We start from the raw sequence: 17,263 nt of genomic DNA on the forward strand, positions 1-17,263 counted from the left end.
CACCCGAACCTCCCACCTGGCAGCACTTCGCCCCGCCGAGCAACAAGCTCGGCGGGGCGAAACAACCCGGACCCCGGATTAACCAACGGCATCCCGGGTCGGTGCGGGGCCGTTCGAGCGGCGGTGGCGGGGCCGGCGGGCGACCCCGTGACGCGTCAGTTCCAGCTGTCGTGCAGCGGCTTGCCCTCGGCGTAACCGGCGGCGCTCTGCACACCGACCACGGCCTTCTCGGCGAACTCCGCCAGGGAGGCCGCGCCCGCGTAGGTGCAGGAGCTGCGGACGCCCGCGATGATCGAGTCGATCAGGTCCTCGACGCCGGGGCGCCCCTGGTCGACGAACATCCGCGAGGTGGAGATGCCCTCCTCGAAGAGCCCCTTGCGGGCCCGGTCGTAGGCCGACTCGTCGCTCGTACGGTTGCGCACCGCACGGGCGGAGGCCATACCGAAGCTCTCCTTGTACGGCCGGCCGTCGGCGGTGTGCTGGAGGTCACCGGGCGATTCGAGGGTGCCGGCGAACCAGGAGCCGATCATGACGTTGGACGCGCCCGCGGCCAGCGCCATGGCGACATCGCGGGGGTGCCGGATGCCACCGTCGGCCCAGACGTGCTTGCCGAACTTCTTGGCCTCCGCGGCGCACTCCAGCACCGCGGAGAACTGCGGCCGGCCGACGCCGGTCATCATCCGGGTGGTGCACATCGCGCCCGGTCCGACGCCGACCTTGATGATGTCCGCGCCGGCCTCGATCAGATCGCGGACGCCCTCGGCGGCGACGATGTTGCCCGCCACGATCGGGACCTGCGGGTCCAGCGCCCGGACCGCCTTGATCGCGCTGATCATCGACTCCTGGTGACCGTGCGCGGTGTCCACGACGAGCGTGTCCACACCGGCGTCCAGCAGGGCCTTGGCCCGGCCGGCCACATCGCCGTTGATGCCGACGGCAGCCGCGATCCGCAGCTTGCCGTTGGCGTCCGTGGCGGGGGTGTACAGGGTGGCGCGGAGCGCGCCCTTGCGGGTGAGGATGCCGACCAGCATGCCGTCCGCGTCGACCGCGGGCGCGAGCTTGCGGTTGGCGGCGTCGAGGCGGTTGAAGGCCTCCCGCGGGTCGATGTCCGCGTCCAGGACCAGCAGGTCCTTGGTCATGACCTCGGCCACCTGGGTGAAGCGGTCCACCCCGGCCAGGTCGTGCTCGGTGACGACGCCGACCGGACGGCCGCCCTCGACGACGATGCCCGCGCCGTGCGCCCGCTTGGGCAGCAGCGACAGGGCATCGGCCACGGTCGCGACCGGGGACAGCACGATCGGCGTGTCCAGTACCAGATGACGGCGCTTGATCCAGGTCACGACGTCGGTGACGACGTCGAGCGGGATGTCCTGCGGAATGACGACCAGACCACCACGACGGGCAACGGTCTCGGCCATCCGGCGGCCGGCGATCGCCGTCATGTTGGCGACCACGAGCGGGATGGTGGTCCCGGTCCCGTCGTGCGAGGACAGGTCCACGCCCTGGCGGGAGCCGACGGCGGAGCGGCCGGGCACCATGAACACATCGTCGTAGGTCAGGTCGTAGGGCACCGAAGAACTCTCTTCGAGCGCGCCGTTCTTCGGATTCAGGAATCGCATATGGCCAGGATACGGGCCCTGACCAGGGGTCATATGATTGTCTGAGCGCCCCGTCGGCCGTGTGTGCGATCCCCCAAGGGGCCCGGCGGAGGCCGGTGTGTCCCTGCCGCGCCGGGATGCGCTGTGCGGGCGGCGGACCGCATGGCATCGCCGCTGGTCGGGCCGCCGCGGCCGTCGCTACACGCCCTGCCGGGCCCGCCCCCGGGCCATGATCACGGCCAGGCCGGTGTCCGTGTCACGCCAGTGACCCACCGCATCCGCCAGCACACCCTCGACGATGCTCCACTCGTCGGGCGCCGCGGCCGCATAGCCCTGCCAGCCCGTCACCACGAGCAGCCGGCCGCGGTCGGCGGGGCACCAGGACAGATCGGTGAGGCAGTCGGCGAGCGCGTCCCAGTTGCGGCCGAACCAGTCCGGCAGCCGCAGCGCGCGGGCGCACCGCTCCATGAAGGCGGCCTTGTCCGCGACCCCGTCGAGATCCAGGGACGTCCCGGTCCAGCCGGCGTCCCGCGCGGCGGCCAGCGCGTCCGCCACCGAGCGCTCCGCGGGCCAGGGCAGCACTCCCGGGGGCGTGCTGCCGTCGAGCACCGCCGCGAGCGGCCGGGGCACGGAAGCCGTCATCGGAGCACCGCCTTGAAGGACCGGTAGTGATCGTGGGTGTAGTACGTCTCATGACCTTCGCCGGTGACGAGCCGGCGGGCGCCGCGATCCGGTGAGCCCGGCGTGGGCACCGTGTACTCGTGGTAGTAGCCGCGCGGATGACGGGGCAGCAGTTGCTCGCGGTTGCCGAAGACCGTGCCGTCCTGGGTGTACGGGAAGGGTCCGCCGGCGTCGATGAGGCGCAGGGTGTCCCGTGCCTGGGAGGGCAGCTCGCCGACCGGAACGACCGGCATGCCCTGCGCCCAGTCCGGTACGCCGGAAGCGCGCGGCGTACCGTCGACGGCCGTGGCGGTGGACCGTGGCGCGCCCTGCGAACTCCCGTTGTCACCACCGCCCGTGGAACACCCGGTCAGCACCAGGAGCAGCCCGGCGAGCAACGCGCCGACGACGGCGGCGGCACGGCGCGGGGAGAAGCGGATCACCATGCGCCGATGCTGTCACAGGCCCGCGCGGGCTGCTCGTCGATGACCGCGCCCCCGGGCCCGCGGGCGGCCCGGCACCGGGCCTCCCCGGCCCGCCCCGCACCGCGTCCGGACCCGGCGTGCGTCACGCCCCGTCAGGGTCCGCCCGGTCCAGTGCGGGGCGCGGCCCGGGGCCGGTCTCCAGCAGCAGATGGTCGGCGGCGGCGGTGTCCGTGACCAGGCTCGTCACCAGCCCGGAGCGCAGCACCGCGCCGATCGCGGCCGCCTTGCGCCGGCCGCCCGCGATGGCGACGACCTCCGGGATACGGCGCAGCCGGTCCGCCTCGACCGTGATGCACCGCTCGCCGAGGTCCCGGCCGATCCGCCGCCCCTCGGCATCGAAGAGGTGCGCCGACATCTCAGCGGCGGCACCCAGCGAGGCGTAGTGCTCCCGCTCCTGCTCCGTCAGCATGTCGTAGACGGTCGAGACGCCCGGCTCCCAGGAGCCGATGGAGACACAGGCGACGGTGACCTTGTCGAAGTAGTCGAAGGCGCGGGCGATGCCGGTCTGGCGGCGCAGCGCCTCGGCCGTCGCCGAGTCGGGCAGCAGCATCGGCGCGTAGATCGGGTGTGCCTCGCCCCCGGAGACATCGGCCGCGCGGCGCACCGCCTCGACGGAGCCACGGTCGGCGGTACCCGCGTCGTAGACGCCGGTCAGCTGCACAACGGTGCAGGGCGGCAGGCGGTGCAGCGCGGCGGCCATGTGAATGGTCGACCGGCCCCAGGCCAGCCCCAGCACATCGCCCTCGGCGACCAGCTCACCCAGCAGGTCGGCCGCGACTTCGCCGAGGTTCTCCGGGTCGGCGGCGTCCTCGGGCGGGGTCTGGCCTCCGAAGGCGGGGGGAGCGTCGGCGGGCGACTCGACGACCACCGCGTGCCGCAGGCCGTAGCGGGCCCGCAGGGCGTCGGAGCGTTCGGCGTCCAGCTCGGAGGGCACCCGGATCTCGATCCGTACGAGATCGCGCTCCAGCGCCGTCTCCAGCACCCGCGCGACCTTGAACCGGCTGACGCCGAATTCCTCCGCGATCTGAATCTTCGACTTGTTCTCAAGATAGAAACGGCGGGCCATGGCCGCGGCCTGCACCAGCTCGGCAGGGCCCATTCCGGACTGTGGGCGGCTGGCTACCACGAAATTCTCCCCTTTTGCGCATCTGATCGAGTCTTTGCTCATCCTTTCAGAAACCCGGGGGCGACGGGGACCATCACCGCCCCGACCCTCGTGAACGCTCGGTGGCGCCACGGACAAGGGACGGCGCGGCCGCACGACCAGGGATTCCCGTGGCCGGAATCGACCGGACCGCCCGCGCCCCCGCTCCGAAATTCAGTGCGCGCAGCCCCAGCCCGCCGCCGAGGTCGCCGCCTCGGCCTTCTCGCGCAGGTCCCGGACCGCCTTGGCCGGATCGTCCGCGCCGTAGACCGCGGAGCCCGCCACGAACACATCGGCGCCCGCCTCCGCGCACCGCTCGATGGTCTCCGCCGAGACCCCGCCGTCCACCTGCAGCCACAGCTGAAGGCCGTGCCGGGAGATCAGCTCACGGGTACGGCGGATCTTCGGCAGCATGATGTCCAGGAAGGGCTGACCGCCGAAGCCGGGCTCCACGGTCATGATCAGCAGCATGTCGAGCTCGGACAGCAGATCCTCGTACGGCTCGATCGGCGTGGCCGGCTTCAGCGCCATCGACGCCCGCGCCCCCTTGGCCCGGATCTCCCGCGCCAGCCGCACCGGCGCGGCCGCGGCCTCCACGTGAAAGGTCACGGAACCGGCCCCGGCCTCGATGTACTGGGGCGCCCAGCGGTCCGGGTCCTCGATCATCAGATGCAGATCGAGCGGGGTGTCCGTCGCCTTGCTCAGCGACTCGACAACCGGCACGCCGAGGGTGAGATTCGGGACGAAGTGGTTGTCCATGACGTCGACATGCAGCCAGTCGGCGCCCTCCACGGCCTTCGCCTCCTCGGCGAGCCGGGCGAAGTCAGCGGACAGAATGCTGGGGTTGATCAAGGCCATACCCCCAGTATGGCGTGCGGGCCGGGGGCCGACGGAGGCGGGACGGCCACGGGACTGCGGGCGGGGTGCTCCACGCCCTCACGACCGGGCCGGCACCACCATGAGCCCGCCCCTGGGGCAACCAGGGACGGGCTGAAGGATGCTCACCGAAGGGAGACCGGCCGCCCTCAGGCCGTCCGCCGCAGCAAGGCCAGATACATCGCGTCCGTGCCGTGCAGATGCGGCCACAGCTGGACGTCCGGGCCGTCGCCGAGGGCCGGTACGCCGGGCATCAGTGGGCGGGCGTCGATCCACTCCACCTCGACCGGCTCGCCGCCCCGTCCCTTGAGGACGTCGTCCACCACGGCCCGGGTCTCGGCCGGATGCGGTGAGCAGGTCGCATAGCCGACGACGCCGCCGACCCGGACCGCCGCGAGCGCCTGCCGCAGCAGCTCGCGCTGGAGCGGGGCGAAGCCGTCCAGGTCCTCGGGGCGGCGCCGCCAGCGTGCCTCCGGCCGCCGGCGCAGCGCGCCCAGACCGGTGCACGGCACGTCCACCAGGACCCGGTCGAAGGCGCCGGGCCGCCAGGCGGGGCGGGTGCCGTCGGCCGCGATGACCGCGTACGGGCCGGGGTTGCCCTCCAGCGCCCGGGCCACCAGACGTGCGCGGTGCGGCTGCTTCTCCGACGCCAGCAGGGCGGCGCCGCGCTGCGCGGCCAGCGCCGCCAGCAGCGCCGCCTTGCCGCCGGGGCCGGCGCAGCCGTCGAGCCAGGCGCGGTCGGAGCCCTCGACGGGCGCGTTCGCCAGCGCCAGGGCGACGAGCTGGCTGCCCTCGTCCTGCACCCCGGCGCGCCCCTCGCGGACCGGGTCCAGTGCGCCCGGCTCCCCGCCTTCCGCGAGCCGCACCGCGTACGGGGACCAGCGCCCCGGGAGGGCGCTCTCCTCGCCGGCCGCCGCCAGCAATTCCTCGGTGGTGCTCCGGCCGGGCCGGGCCACCAGGTTCACCTCGGGGCGTTCGTTGTCCGCCTCCAGCAGGTCCTCGATGCCGGCCCGGCCGCCACCGAGCGCGTCCCACAGGGCCGAGACGATCCAGCGGGGGTGTGCGTGGACGATGCCGAGGTGGTCCTCGGGGTCCTCGTCATACTCCGGGGCGACCCGCTCCAGCCAGCCGTCCAGGTCATGGGCCGCGATCTTGCGCAGCACCGCGTTGACGAACTTCGCCCGGCCGTCGCCCAGCACCACCCGCGCCAGATCGACGCTGGCGCTCACCGCGGCATGCGTGGGAATACGGGTACCGAGCAGCTGATGCGCCCCGAGGGTCAGCACGTCCAGGACCGGTGGGTCCACCTCGCGCAGCGGCCGGTCCACGCACTGCGCGATGATCGCGTCATACGTCCCCTGCCGCCGCAGCGATCCGTACACCAGCTCCGTCGCCAGCGCCGCGTCCCGGGCGTCGAAGTCACCGCCCTCACGCGCCTTGCGCAGCAACGGCGGCAGGACCAGATTCGCGTAGGCGTCGCGCTCGTCGACGGCCCGCAACGCCTCGAACGCGAGGATCCTGACCGGGTCCTTCTGCGGGCGGCGATAGGGCTTGCTGGGGCGACGGCGCGGCTGCTGACTCACAGAAAAGGTGCTCCGGATACGAGATGAGGGGTCCGTCCCAGACTACGCGGGCCCCCGGCCCGAGCGCGCGGGGCGGCCGGACCCGGGCCGGACCCGGGCCTGCCCGGGGTCCGCGGGTGACCCTCCCGACGACGGACCCGAGGACGACGGGTGACAACCCCGACGACGGACCCGAGGACGACGAGTGACGGCCCGACGACGGGCCCGCGTCGAGGGGGTCAGTCTCCCAGCCGCTCCCCGCCCTCGATTCGCACCCCGCGCGCCCAGTCCGCCGCCTTCATCGGCTTCTTGCCCTGCGGCTGGACCCAGAGGAGTTCGACGGGGTGGCTGCCGGTGCCGGCGTACACCGCCTTCTTCGTGACGGCGAGCGCACCGGGCGCCAGGCCCAACTCCGCGTGGTCCACGGCGGAGACGGCCGACATCAGCTTGAGGCGCTCGCCGCGGAACACCGTCCAGGCGCCGGGCGCGGGCGCGCAGCCACGGATCACCCGGTCGACCCGCAGCGCGGGCGCCGCCCAGTCCACCTTCGCGTCCTCGACCTCGATCTTCGGGGCGAGCGTGACACCCTCGGCCGGCTGCGGCACCGCCTTCAGCGTGCCGTCCTCGATGCCGTCCATCGTCGCCACCAGCAGCCCGGAACCGGCGAACGCCAGCCGGGTGAGGAGATCGCCGCTGGTGTCCGTCGGCCGGACCTCCTCGGTCAGCACCCCGAAGACCGGGCCGGAGTCCAGGCCGGTCTCGATCTGGAAGGTCGAGGCACCGGTCACCTCGTCGCCCGCGAGCACCGCATGCTGCACGGGCGCCGCGCCCCGCCAGGCGGGCAGCAGCGAGAAGTGCAGATTGACCCACCCCATGGCGGGAATGTCGAGCGCGGCCTTCGGCAGCAGCGCACCGTAGGCGACCACCGGGCAGCAGTCCGGCGCGATCTCCCGCAGCCGGGCCAGAAAGTCCTCGTCGCGCGGCTTGGCGGGCTTGAGCACCTCGATGCCCGCCTCCTCCGCACGGTCCGCGACGGGGCTGGCGACCAGCTTCCGGCCGCGTCCGGCGGGGGCGTCGGGCCGGGTCACCACGGCCACGACCTCGTGCCGGTCGGAGGCGATCAGGGCATCGAGGGCGGGTACGGCGACCTCGGGGGTGCCGGCGAAGACAAGCCTCATGGGTGGCGAACTACCTCTCACACGCAGCGGAACGACGCACCAGTCTATGGGTCCGCCGCAGGCCATGGGCGGTGCATCCAGGGGGCGTGCAGGATTTCCCGCGCCTCGTACGGAAGCTCGTACGCCCCCATACCGTGACCAGAGCCGCTGCTGTCGCGTTGGTCAAACAGCATTGACCCGGACCGGGCCGCTCTGGCGGCCCGCTCGCTTTCATCCTTCTTCATCCTTCCTTTTCCACGCCGGTTCGAGAGGCTTGCTCATGGCCGACCACGCAACCCACGACGCCCAGGCGCGCGCCAGCCTGCATCTCCTGGTGCGGGACATCGAACGGGTGCGCCGGCAGGTGGACGCACTGCGCACGCTGACCGCTCAGCTCGGCAACGTCTACCGGCCGCGGCGTACCGGCCCGTCCGCGGGCTTCGTCGTCTACGGACGCGCACCCGCCCCGACGGTGCGCCTCGCCCAGGAGCTGCGGGACAGCGTCGAAACCCTTGTCACGGCCGCGGTCGACTTCGACCGCTCGCTGGGATTCTCGTGGGACGCGGTGGGCTCGGCGCTCGGCGTCACCAAACAGGCGGTGCACCGCCGTTACGGCGCCCGCAGAGCCGCTGCCCAGCCCGCCGCGGAGCCCAACGGCGCCGAGCCGGCGGTGCGTTCACCCGAGTCCTCCGCGCCCCGTGCGGTGACCGTGGCCGCGGGACTGCCCGGCCCCGCGGCCGTCCCGGCCGCCCGGTCCATGCCCGCTCAGCCCTCCGCGGCCGCCCGCGACGAGCCGGCCCGGCCGGGCGCCTTCCCCGGCCCCCGCAACGGCTGAACCACCCGCGACACCGGGCGCCTTCGCCCCCACGCCGCTCGCCAACGCCCTGGGACGCCGACCTCGGTCCCGGGGCGGCGCCATGTCAGGGGAAGCGCCAGATCCGGGGAACCGCCAGGTCCACGGAAGCGCCGAGTCCGGGGCAGCGCCGAGTCCGATGGCGGGTACCCACGGTTCGCGGCGCCGCGGTGTCGGGCTGCCGGGCCGCCGGACAGCCGGGCATTGCAGCGCCCAGCCTCGCGGAGTCGCAGCCTCGCGGTGCCCTTCGCAGTCCCGGGGCCGCCTCCCCACCCCGCAACGCGCCCTGCACTCCGCTCCGGACGGACCGCCCGCTCCGGACGGACCGCCGCTCGCCCCGGACAGACCGCCGCCCGCCCCGGGCCGACGCTCACCCCAGATCGGGCGGATCGATCCGGACCCGTACAGCCTCCCCCTCCCGCTTGACCAACCGGGCCGCGCGAGCGGCCTTGAGCGCGGCGGCGAGGGCCGCACCCTGGCCGGGGCGGACCCGGACCAGCGCGCGCTCCCACTGCTCGCCCGGCGGCGGGTCGCCCGGCCGGCGCGGGCGCGCGGGGTCCGGCACCGGCAGCGGTACGGGCCCCAACACCTCGGCGTCCGCGGGGAGTTCGGCGGATCTCAACAGTTCGGCGACATCCTCGCCGCGGCCGGCCACGGAGGCCATCCGCGACACCGGAGGGAAGCCCAGCTCGGCCCGCTCGGCCAGCTCACGGACCGCATGGCCGACCGGATCCCAGCGGACCAGCGCCTGCACCGGGCGCAGCGTCGGCTCCGCGATCACCGCGACCGTGCCGCCCTCCGCCTGGCCGCGGACCAGCGCGGCGGCGCCCAGCCAGCGGCGCAGCGCCTCCTCCCCCGCCCGCAGATCCGGCCGCCCCAGCAGCGCCCAGCCGTCCAGCAGCAGCGCGGCCGCATACCCGCCGCCCTCGGCCACCGGCTCCGCGCCCGGGGTACTCACCACGAGCGCGGGGACACCGGGCACCGTGGCCAGCACATGGTCCCGCCCCGAGGTCCGCACCGGAACCGCCGGGAACACCCGGCCCAGCTCCTCCGCCGTCCGCCGCGCCCCCACGATCTGGGCCCGCAGCCGCGCACCGCCGCACTCGGAACAGTGCCAGTCCGGCTCCTGCCGTCCGCACCATGCGCAGCACAGCTCGCCGGCGTCCTGCGACTCCAGCGGGCCCGCGCAGGCCCGGCAGCGCGCGGGGGTACGGCACCGTTCGCACGCCAGCCGGGGCGCATATCCGCGGCGCGGGACCTGGATGAGCACCGGTCCGCGCTGGAGGCCCTCCCGCACCACCTGCCAGGCCATCGTCGGCAGCCGGGCGGCCCGCGCGGCGGCGTCCCGGGCCTCGTCGCCGTCGCTGACCGTACGTACCAGAGGCGCCGCGGCCCGTACCTGTTCACGCTCGGCGGTCAGCGGGCGTGCCCAGCCCGTCTCGACCAGCTGGGCTGCCTCGACCGTGCAGCTCAGCCCGCCCAGCAGGAATCCGGCGCGCTCATTGACCGACCGCTGGATGAGGACCTCACGGGCGTGCGGCTGCGGCGCATGCGGATCGCTGTGGCTGGCGTCCCCGTCGTCCCAGAGGGCGACCAGGCCCAGGTCGGCGACCGGCGCGAACATCGCCGCCCGGGTCCCGACCACGGCGCGCACCGCGCCACGGCTGACCGCGAGCCAGCGGCGATAGCGCTCCTCCGGCCCGGCGTCGGCGGTCAGCAGCACATGCCGGTCCGCGCCGATCACGTCGCCGAGCGCCGCGTCCACCCGGGCCGCGGCCCGCCCGTCCGGCACCACCACCAGCGCACCACGCCCGCCCGCCAGTGCCGCGGCCACCGCCCGCGCCAGCTCCTGCGGCCAGGTCGCCCCGGGCAGCGCCGTCCACACCGCCCGCGGCGCGTCCCCCCGGGTCAGCGCCGCCAGAAACCCGGCGCCCGCGCCATAGCGCTCCCAGCTCCCGGGCTCCGGCGGTGGGTTGGGCGGCAGGGGGGCGGGCGACGGCTTGGCCTCCGCGCGCGCCCGTCGTGGTGGCACCGCCAGCTGCACCACATCGGCGAGCGTCCCGGCATAGCGGTCCGCAACCGACCGGCACAGTCCCAGCAGCTCCGGCGTCAGCACCTGCTCGGACGACAGCACCTGCGCGACCGGGGCGAGCACCCCCCGGTAGTCGCTCTCCGCGACCCGCTCCACGATGAACCCGCTGACCAGCTTGCCGCCCTCGCGGCGGCCGCCCTTCTCCCCCGCCCCGAAGCGCACCCGGACCCGCACCCCGGGCTGCGCCTCGTGGTCCATCGCCGCCGGGACCGCGTAGTCGAAATACCGGTCGAGGTGCACCAGCCCCTTGTCGACCAGCACCCGCGCCACCGGCAGCTCGGCGGCCAGCTCGGCCCCCCGCCAGGTCCGCGGCTTCGCCCGCTCGGCCTTGGTCTCCCGCACGGCCTCCCGGATGAGGGCCAACTGCTCGCCCGCATCCGACGCCCCCGCCTCCGGTCGCCCGTTCTCCCTGCTCACAGCGTCAGTCTTAGCAGACCGCACCGACAGTGCCCGGCGGGCTGTGGACAGCCGACGGCCCCGGACCGCCGAGCGGTCCGGGGCCGTGGCACCTCACACGGGCGATACGGGACTTACAGCCCCGCGGCCTTCTTCAGCGCCTCCACCCGGTCCGTGCGCTCCCAGGTGAAGTCCTCCAGCTCACGGCCGAAGTGGCCGTAGGCGGCGGTCTCCGCGTAGATGGGACGGAGCAGGTCGAGATCGCGGATGATGGCCGCCGGGCGGAGGTCAAAGACCTCGCCGATGGCCTGCTCGATCTTGTCGGTGTCGACGGTGGCGGTGCCGAAGGTCTCGACGAAGAGACCGACCGGCTCGGCCTTGCCGATGGCGTAGGCGACCTGGACCTCGCAGCGGGCCGCGAGGCCGGCGGCGACGACGTTCTTGGCGACCCAGCGCATCGCGTAGGCGGCCGAGCGGTCGACCTTGGACGGGTCCTTGCCGGAGAAGGCACCGCCACCGTGGCGGGCCATGCCGCCGTAGGTGTCGATGATGATCTTGCGGCCGGTCAGGCCGGCGTCACCCATGGGGCCGCCGATCTCGAAGCGCCCGGTCGGGTTGACCAGCAGACGGTAACCGTCGGTGTCCAGCTTGATGCCGTCCTCGACCAGCTGGTTGAGGACGTGCTCGACGACGAACTCGCGGATGTCGGGCGCGAGCAGCGAGTCGAGGTCGATGTCGCTGGCGTGCTGCGAGGAGACCACGACGGTGTCGAGACGGACGGCCTTGTGGCCGTCGTACTCGATGGTGACCTGGGTCTTCCCGTCGGGACGGAGGTAGGGGATGGTGCCGTTCTTGCGGACCTCGGAGAGACGGCGGGAGAGCCGGTGCGCGAGGTTGATCGGGAGCGGCATCAGCTCCGGGGTCTCGTCACAGGCGTAGCCGAACATCAGGCCCTGGTCGCCGGCGCCCTGCTTGTCCAGCTCGTCGTCATCGCCCTCGACGCGGTTCTCGTACGCGGTGTCGACACCCTGGGCGATGTCCGGGGACTGCGCGCCGATGGACACCGAGACGCCGCAGGAGGCGCCGTCGAAGCCCTTCTTGGACGAGTCGTAACCGATGTCCAGGATCTTGTTGCGGACGAGGTTGGGGATGTCGGCGTACGCCTTCGTCGTCACCTCGCCGGCCACGTGCACCAGGCCGGTGGTGATCAACGTCTCCACGGCGACCCGGGATGTCGGGTCTTCCTTGAGGAGAGCGTCGAGGATGGTGTCGCTGATCTGGTCAGCGATCTTGTCGGGGTGGCCCTCGGTGACGGACTCCGAGGTGAACAGGCGGCGGGACACATCGCTCCCTGGGGTTGCAGCGGCTGCTGGCTGATCATTGGCGGATGGGCCGAGAGCTGCGCTCGGCCCGATCCACTCGCCAGTTTATCGGTCGTATGCGGCGTTCGGACACACGGTCTCGTTTTATGGACCCCCCGTGACCTGGGACACCACGCTTCACGGTAGGACGATCACCTTGAGGATGTGCCGGGTCAAGGGGACATGCCCGATTTTGTAGGGCCGGCGGAGTGATTCCGGGGCCGGTTCGGCGCCTCAGTGACGAGTCTCGGCCAGGCGGGGCGCGACCAGGTCCCAGACCGTATCGGCCAGGGTTTCCTTGGGTCCGTACGGTACCGGGGTCTCGGTACCGTCGGTGGCGAGGATCACTGCTTCGTTCTCCGCCGAGCCGAAGGCCTTGTGCTCGCCGACCTCGTTGACGACCAGCAGGTCACAGCCCTTGCGGGCGAGCTTGGCGCGGCCGTTGGCGAGCACCTCGTCGGTCTCCGCGGCGAAGCCGACCACAAGCTGACCAGGGTGGGCCCGCTCGGCGGAGAGCTCGGCGAGGATGTCCGGATTTCGCACCAGGGCGACGGGCTCCGGTTCCTGGCCCTCGACCTTCTTGATCTTGCCGGTGGTGTAGACGGCGGGGCGGAAATCGGCGACGGCGGCGGCCATGACCACCGCGTCGGCATCCGCAGCGGCCTTCAGCACGGCCTCGCGGAGCTGACGGGCCGTACCGATGTGGATCACGTCCGCACCGGCCGGATCGGGCAGCTCGGTGTTGCCGGCGACCAGAGTGACCCGGGCGCCGCGGGCCACCGCGGTACGGGCGAGCGCGTAGCCCTGCTTGCCGGAGGAGCGGTTGCCCAGGTAGCGGACGGGATCCAGCGGCTCGCGGGTACCGCCCGCGCTGATGACGACATGGCGCCCGGCGAGATCCTGCTCGGTCGCCCGGGTGCCGCGGGCCAGCACCCGGCGGCAGAGTTCGAAGATCTCGGCCGGGTCGGGGAAGCGGCCCTTGCCGGTGTCGACGCCGGTCAGCCGGCCGACCGCGGGATCGATGACGACCGCGCCGCGGCGCCGCAGGGTGGCGACGTTCTCCTGCGTGGCGGGGTTCTCCCACATCTCGGTGTGCATCGCCGGGGCGAAGACCACCGGGCAGCGCGCGGTGAGCAGGGTGTTGGTCAGCAGATCGTCGGCGAGACCGTGGGCGGCCTTGGCCAGCAGGTCGGCGGTGGCGGGGGCGACCACGACGAGATCGGCGGCCTGGCCGATACGGACGTGCGGGACCTCGTGGACGGACTCCCAGACCTCGGTGGTGGCCGGGTTGCCGGAGAGCGCCGACCAGGTGGCCTCCCCGACGAAGTGCAGCGCCGAAGCGGTCGGCACCACCCGTACGTCGTGCCCGGACTCGGTCAGCCGCCGCAGCAGCTCGCACGCCTTGTACGCAGCGATCCCGCCGCTGACCCCCAGGACGACCCTGGGCCGCTCCCGCTCCCGCTTGTCCATCGCTCGCCGCTCCCCGGCCTAGGTCCATACGTATGCCCCTATGACACACCAAGGGCCCGGCGGTCGCTCCGCCGGGCCCTTGGTGCATTGTTCAGCTGCTTACTGGGCGGGGCCCTCGATGGCCTCGGAGGTCAGCAGGCCCGCGTTGATCTCGCGGAGCGCGATCGACAGGGGCTTCTCGTGGACGTGCGTGTCCACGAGGGGGCCGACGTACTCGAGCAGGCCCTCGCCGAGCTGCGAGTAGTACGCGTTGATCTGGCGCGCGCGCTTGGCGGCGTAGATCACAAGGCTGTACTTCGAATCGGTGGCCTCGAGAAGCTCATCAATGGGCGGGTTGATGATGCCCTCGGGTGCAGTGATGGAAGAGGACACTCTCTACCTTCCGAAGGGGGATGAAGCGTGGGTGTAACGCAGAAGTCCTGGTCGGCCGGGGAGCTGCGCGGTCAGCCGCTGGTGTTCGCGTCCCCGGATCGATTCAGCATCAAGGCTAGCAGCTCACGGCTGACGTCCTCGACGGAGGTGTTGACAAGCGTCACATCGAACTCTTTCTCCGCTGCCAGTTCGACCCTGGCGGCGGAGAGCCGGCGCTCGATGACCTCCGGCGCCTCCGTGCCCCGTCCGGTGAGCCGGCGGACCAGCTCGTCCCAGCTCGGCGGGGCCAGGAAGACCAGATGGGCCTCCGCCATGGACGCGCGGACCTGGCGGGCGCCCTGCAGATCGATCTCCAGCAGGACCGGCTCCCCGGACTCCAGACGGTCCAGCACCGCCTTGCGGGGGGTGCCGTAGCGGTTGCCCGCGAACTCGGCCCATTCGAGCAGCTCACCGTTGGCGATGAGCTTGTCGAACTCCTCGTCCTCGACGAAGAAGTAATGGACGCCGTGCTGCTCCCCGGGGCGCGGCTTGCGGGTGGTGGCCGAAACCGAAAGCCAGACCTCGGGGTGGACCTTGCGCATATGCGCGACGACCGTGCTCTTGCCGACCCCGGAGGGGCCGGAGAGCACGGTCAGTCGCGGTTGTCTGGCCGGGGGCGCGGGGGTCGTCCCCCGGGAGACTGCAGAACTCATGCAGCGATTATTCCAGCTTCCCGGTGATGCCGGAAAATTCAGGAAGCAGTGCTGCCGAACTCGCGCTCCAGCGACGCGATCTGGTTGGAGCCAAGACCCCGGACACGGCGGCTTTCGGAGATGCCGAGCCGCTCCATGATCTGCTTGGCGCGGACCTTGCCGACGCCCGGCAGGGACTCCAAGAGGGCGGAGACCTTCATCTTGCCGATGACGTCGTTCTCCTGGCCCTGCTTGATGACCTCATGGAGGGAAGCACCGGAGTGCTTGAGCCGATTCTTGACCTCGGCGCGCTCCCGGCGAGCCGCGGCGGCCTTCTCGAGCGCGGCTGCGCGCTGTTCAGGGGTAAGGGGCGGAAGAGCCACGCCTACGTCACCTCGGATGTCGAACTGTCGGATACGGACCAGTGTGGAACCTAGTCACCCCGCACCTGCGGAGCAACGAGCAACGCGCTTACGTGCAGTGCTCTCGACGGAGACTAGCGGCAGAGTGCGCCGGAGTCAGCGAGAACAAGCGAAAAGTCCTGGTCAGACTCTGCCGACCAGGACATTTCGGGACTAAAGTCCCCGTCTTTCCGGCGTCAGGCGAGCGCGGTGCGCACTTCGTCGGCGAATCGGTCCGCCGCAGCACGCAGCGCCGCGGTGTCCGGACCGTGCCGCAGCACCCCCCGGCTGACGCTCGGGACGACATTGCGTACGGCGTCCCCGAAGACCTTCGGCAGGTCGGCGGGCGTGGCGCCCTGGGCGCCGATGCCGGGGGCGAGCAGCGGGCCGTTGATCGCCAGATCGAACGAGGAGAGATCGCCGAGCGTGGCACCGACGACCGCGCCGAAGGAGCCCAGCGGCTCGGCACCGGCGTTCTCGGCCGCAAGATGGCCGAGCATCGTCGCCGCGAGGGTGCTGCCGTCCTCGCGCACCGCCCGCTGGACCTCCGCGCCCTCCGGGTTGGAGGTGAGGGCGAGGACGAAGAGCCCGGCGCCGCTCTCCCGGGCCAGGTCGACGGCCGGCCGGAGTGAGCCGTATCCGAGGTACGGGGAGACCGTCAGGGCGTCCGAGAACAGCGGCGAGTCCTGGCGCAGGAAGGTCTCGGCGTAGGCGGCCATGGTGGAACCGATGTCGCCGCGCTTGGCGTCCATCAGGACCAGGGCACCGCGCTCGCGCGCCTCGACGACCGCGGTCTCCAGGACGGCCAGGCCGCGCGAGCCGAAGCGCTCGAAGAACGCGGACTGCGGCTTGAAGACGGCGACCGTCTCGCCGAGGGCCTCCACGACCGTGCGCGTGAACCGCGCCAGGCCCGCGACATCGTCGTTCAGGCCCCAGTCGGCCAGCAGCGAGGCATGCGGGTCGATCCCGACGCAGAGCGGGCCGCGGTCGTCCATGGCCTGACGAAGGCGCGTACCGAAGGGCAGGGTCATGCGGTGACCTTCTTGTGCTCGGCGCCGACGGCATCGGCGAGGGTGGCGTAGGGGCTGTTGCGCAGACGGGCGGCCAGCCCCTTGTGGATCGCGCGGCACCAGAACGGGCCCTGGTAGATGAAGGCGCTGTAGCCCTGGACGAGGGTGGCACCGGCGAGGATGCGCTGCCAGGCGTCCTCGGCGTTCTCGATGCCGCCGACCCCGATGAGGGTGATCTTGTCGCCGACGCGGGCGTAGAGGCGGCGCAGGACCTCCAGGGAGCGCTCCTTGACGGGCGCGCCGGACAGTCCGCCGGTCTCAGCGATCAGCTTCGGGTCGGAGGTCAGACCGAGGCCGTCGCGGGCGATGGTGGTGTTGGTGGCGATGATCCCGTCCAGGCCGAGCTCGACGGCGAGGTCGGCGACCGCGTCCACGTCCGTGTCGGCGAGGTCCGGGGCGATCTTGACCAGCAGCGGGACCCGGCGGTCGGTGACCGTACGGTCGGCGGCCTCGCGGACCGCGGTCAGCAGCGGGCGCAGATGCTCGACGGCCTGGAGGTTGCGCAGCCCCGGGGTGTTCGGGGAGGAGACATTGACGACCAGGTAGTCGGCGTGCGGGGAGAGCCGCTCGGTGGAGGTGACGTAGTCGGCGGTGGCCCCGTCCTCCGGGACGACCTTGGTCTTGCCGATGTTGACGCCGACGGTGGCCGGGAAGACCGGGTTGCGGGCCGCCAGACGGGCCGCCACGGACGCGGAGCCCTCGTTGTTGAACCCCATCCGGTTGATCAGCGCGCGGTCCGGTACGAGCCGGAACAGGCGCTTCTTGGGGTTGCCGGGCTGCGGCTGGGCGGTGACCGTGCCGATCTCGACATGGTCGAAGCCGAGCATGGTCATCCCGTCGATGGCGACGGCGTTCTTGTCGAAGCCGGCGGCCAGGCCGAAGGGGCCGTGCATACGGCGGCCCAGGGCCTCGGTGCGCAGCTCCTTGTGGCGGGGCGCGAGGGCGGCCGCGAGGAAGGTGCGCAGCACGGGGAGGCGCACGGCCAGCTGGATCCAGCGGAAGGCCAGGTGGTGGGCCTTCTCGGGGTCCATGCGCTTGAAGATCAGTTGGAAGAAGAGGCGGTACATCGGTCGGGGGTGCCTTCCGCGCTGAGGA

At 72.5% G+C, this 17,263-nt stretch carries 16 protein-coding genes; 1 reads left to right on the forward strand and 15 read right to left on the reverse strand.

From position 1 onward, the window contains the following. Positions 1-155: 155 nt before the first annotated feature. The 7 genes from AB0C46_RS35935 to fmt all read right to left on the reverse strand — a co-directional run bounded on the left by AB0C46_RS35935 (position 156) and on the right by fmt (position 7,503). Entirely contained in the window at positions 156-1,619 is a 1,464-nt protein-coding gene (locus AB0C46_RS35935) for a GuaB1 family IMP dehydrogenase-related protein (RefSeq protein ID WP_362833178.1), read from the reverse strand. 177 nt (positions 1,620-1,796) lie between these two features. After that, complete coding sequence (locus AB0C46_RS35940) at positions 1,797-2,240, reverse strand: barstar family protein (protein ID WP_362833179.1); 444 nt, start codon at positions 2,238-2,240, stop codon at positions 1,797-1,799. Continuing rightward, positions 2,237-2,704: a ribonuclease domain-containing protein gene (locus tag AB0C46_RS35945; protein ID WP_362833180.1), complete on the reverse strand. Its 468-nt coding sequence runs from the start codon at positions 2,702-2,704 to the stop codon at positions 2,237-2,239. The genes AB0C46_RS35940 and AB0C46_RS35945 overlap by 4 nt, the downstream gene beginning before the upstream one ends. A 121-nt stretch (positions 2,705-2,825) precedes the next feature. Then, a complete protein-coding gene (locus AB0C46_RS35950; RefSeq protein ID WP_362833254.1) occupies positions 2,826-3,842 on the reverse strand; it encodes a sugar-binding domain-containing protein in 1,017 nt (338 codons plus the stop codon). A gap of 219 nt (positions 3,843-4,061) precedes the next feature. Continuing rightward, complete coding sequence (gene rpe, locus AB0C46_RS35955) at positions 4,062-4,745, reverse strand: ribulose-phosphate 3-epimerase (protein ID WP_362833181.1); 684 nt, start codon at positions 4,743-4,745, stop codon at positions 4,062-4,064. A 167-nt stretch (positions 4,746-4,912) separates the two neighbouring features. After that, positions 4,913-6,346 (reverse strand): transcription antitermination factor NusB, encoded by a 1,434-nt coding sequence (locus AB0C46_RS35960; protein ID WP_362833183.1) that lies wholly within the window; start codon positions 6,344-6,346, stop codon positions 4,913-4,915. Between the two features lie 218 nt (positions 6,347-6,564). After that, positions 6,565-7,503, reverse strand: a complete 939-nt coding sequence (gene fmt / locus AB0C46_RS35965) for a methionyl-tRNA formyltransferase (protein WP_362833184.1) — start codon at positions 7,501-7,503, stop codon at positions 6,565-6,567. Between the two features lie 259 nt (positions 7,504-7,762). Here fmt and AB0C46_RS35970 point away from each other — a divergent pair, with 259 nt between their 5' ends. Next, positions 7,763-8,317 carry a hypothetical protein gene (locus AB0C46_RS35970; RefSeq protein ID WP_362833185.1) on the forward strand — a complete coding sequence of 185 codons (555 nt, stop codon included), beginning with the start codon at positions 7,763-7,765 and terminating at the stop codon, positions 8,315-8,317. A 388-nt stretch (positions 8,318-8,705) separates the two neighbouring features. Here the strand turns inward: AB0C46_RS35970 and AB0C46_RS35975 are convergent, their stop codons facing one another. The 8 genes from AB0C46_RS35975 to AB0C46_RS36010 all read right to left on the reverse strand — a co-directional run bounded on the left by AB0C46_RS35975 (position 8,706) and on the right by AB0C46_RS36010 (position 17,235). Then, positions 8,706-10,844: a primosomal protein N' gene (locus AB0C46_RS35975; RefSeq protein ID WP_362833187.1), complete on the reverse strand. Its 2,139-nt coding sequence runs from the start codon at positions 10,842-10,844 to the stop codon at positions 8,706-8,708. A gap of 113 nt (positions 10,845-10,957) precedes the next feature. Then, on the reverse strand, positions 10,958-12,166 hold the full coding sequence (gene metK, locus AB0C46_RS35980) for a methionine adenosyltransferase (RefSeq protein ID WP_093644722.1): 1,209 nt from the start codon (positions 12,164-12,166) through the stop codon (positions 10,958-10,960). Positions 12,167-12,418: 252 nt separating this feature from the next. Continuing rightward, positions 12,419-13,654: a bifunctional phosphopantothenoylcysteine decarboxylase/phosphopantothenate--cysteine ligase CoaBC gene (gene coaBC, locus AB0C46_RS35985; protein ID WP_362833188.1), complete on the reverse strand. Its 1,236-nt coding sequence runs from the start codon at positions 13,652-13,654 to the stop codon at positions 12,419-12,421. Positions 13,655-13,753: 99 nt separating this feature from the next. Next, positions 13,754-14,026: a DNA-directed RNA polymerase subunit omega gene (gene rpoZ / locus AB0C46_RS35990; RefSeq protein ID WP_005319902.1), complete on the reverse strand. Its 273-nt coding sequence runs from the start codon at positions 14,024-14,026 to the stop codon at positions 13,754-13,756. 71 nt (positions 14,027-14,097) lie between these two features. Beyond that, the gene (gene gmk, locus AB0C46_RS35995) at positions 14,098-14,718 is read right to left on the reverse strand and encodes a guanylate kinase (RefSeq protein ID WP_362833189.1); all 621 of its coding nucleotides are present in this window, start codon (positions 14,716-14,718) and stop codon (positions 14,098-14,100) included. 38 nt (positions 14,719-14,756) lie between these two features. After that, the gene (locus AB0C46_RS36000) at positions 14,757-15,080 is read right to left on the reverse strand and encodes an integration host factor (RefSeq protein WP_006607450.1); all 324 of its coding nucleotides are present in this window, start codon (positions 15,078-15,080) and stop codon (positions 14,757-14,759) included. A gap of 215 nt (positions 15,081-15,295) precedes the next feature. Further along, positions 15,296-16,129 carry an orotidine-5'-phosphate decarboxylase gene (gene pyrF / locus AB0C46_RS36005; RefSeq protein WP_362833191.1) on the reverse strand — a complete coding sequence of 278 codons (834 nt, stop codon included), beginning with the start codon at positions 16,127-16,129 and terminating at the stop codon, positions 15,296-15,298. Next, the gene (locus AB0C46_RS36010) at positions 16,126-17,235 is read right to left on the reverse strand and encodes a quinone-dependent dihydroorotate dehydrogenase (RefSeq protein WP_362833192.1); all 1,110 of its coding nucleotides are present in this window, start codon (positions 17,233-17,235) and stop codon (positions 16,126-16,128) included. The genes pyrF and AB0C46_RS36010 overlap by 4 nt, the downstream gene beginning before the upstream one ends. Positions 17,236-17,263: the final 28 nt, after the last annotated feature.

It is taken from the genome of Streptomyces sp. NPDC048637 (assembly GCF_040650675.1).
Classification (GTDB): Bacteria; Actinomycetota; Actinomycetes; order Streptomycetales; family Streptomycetaceae; genus Streptomyces.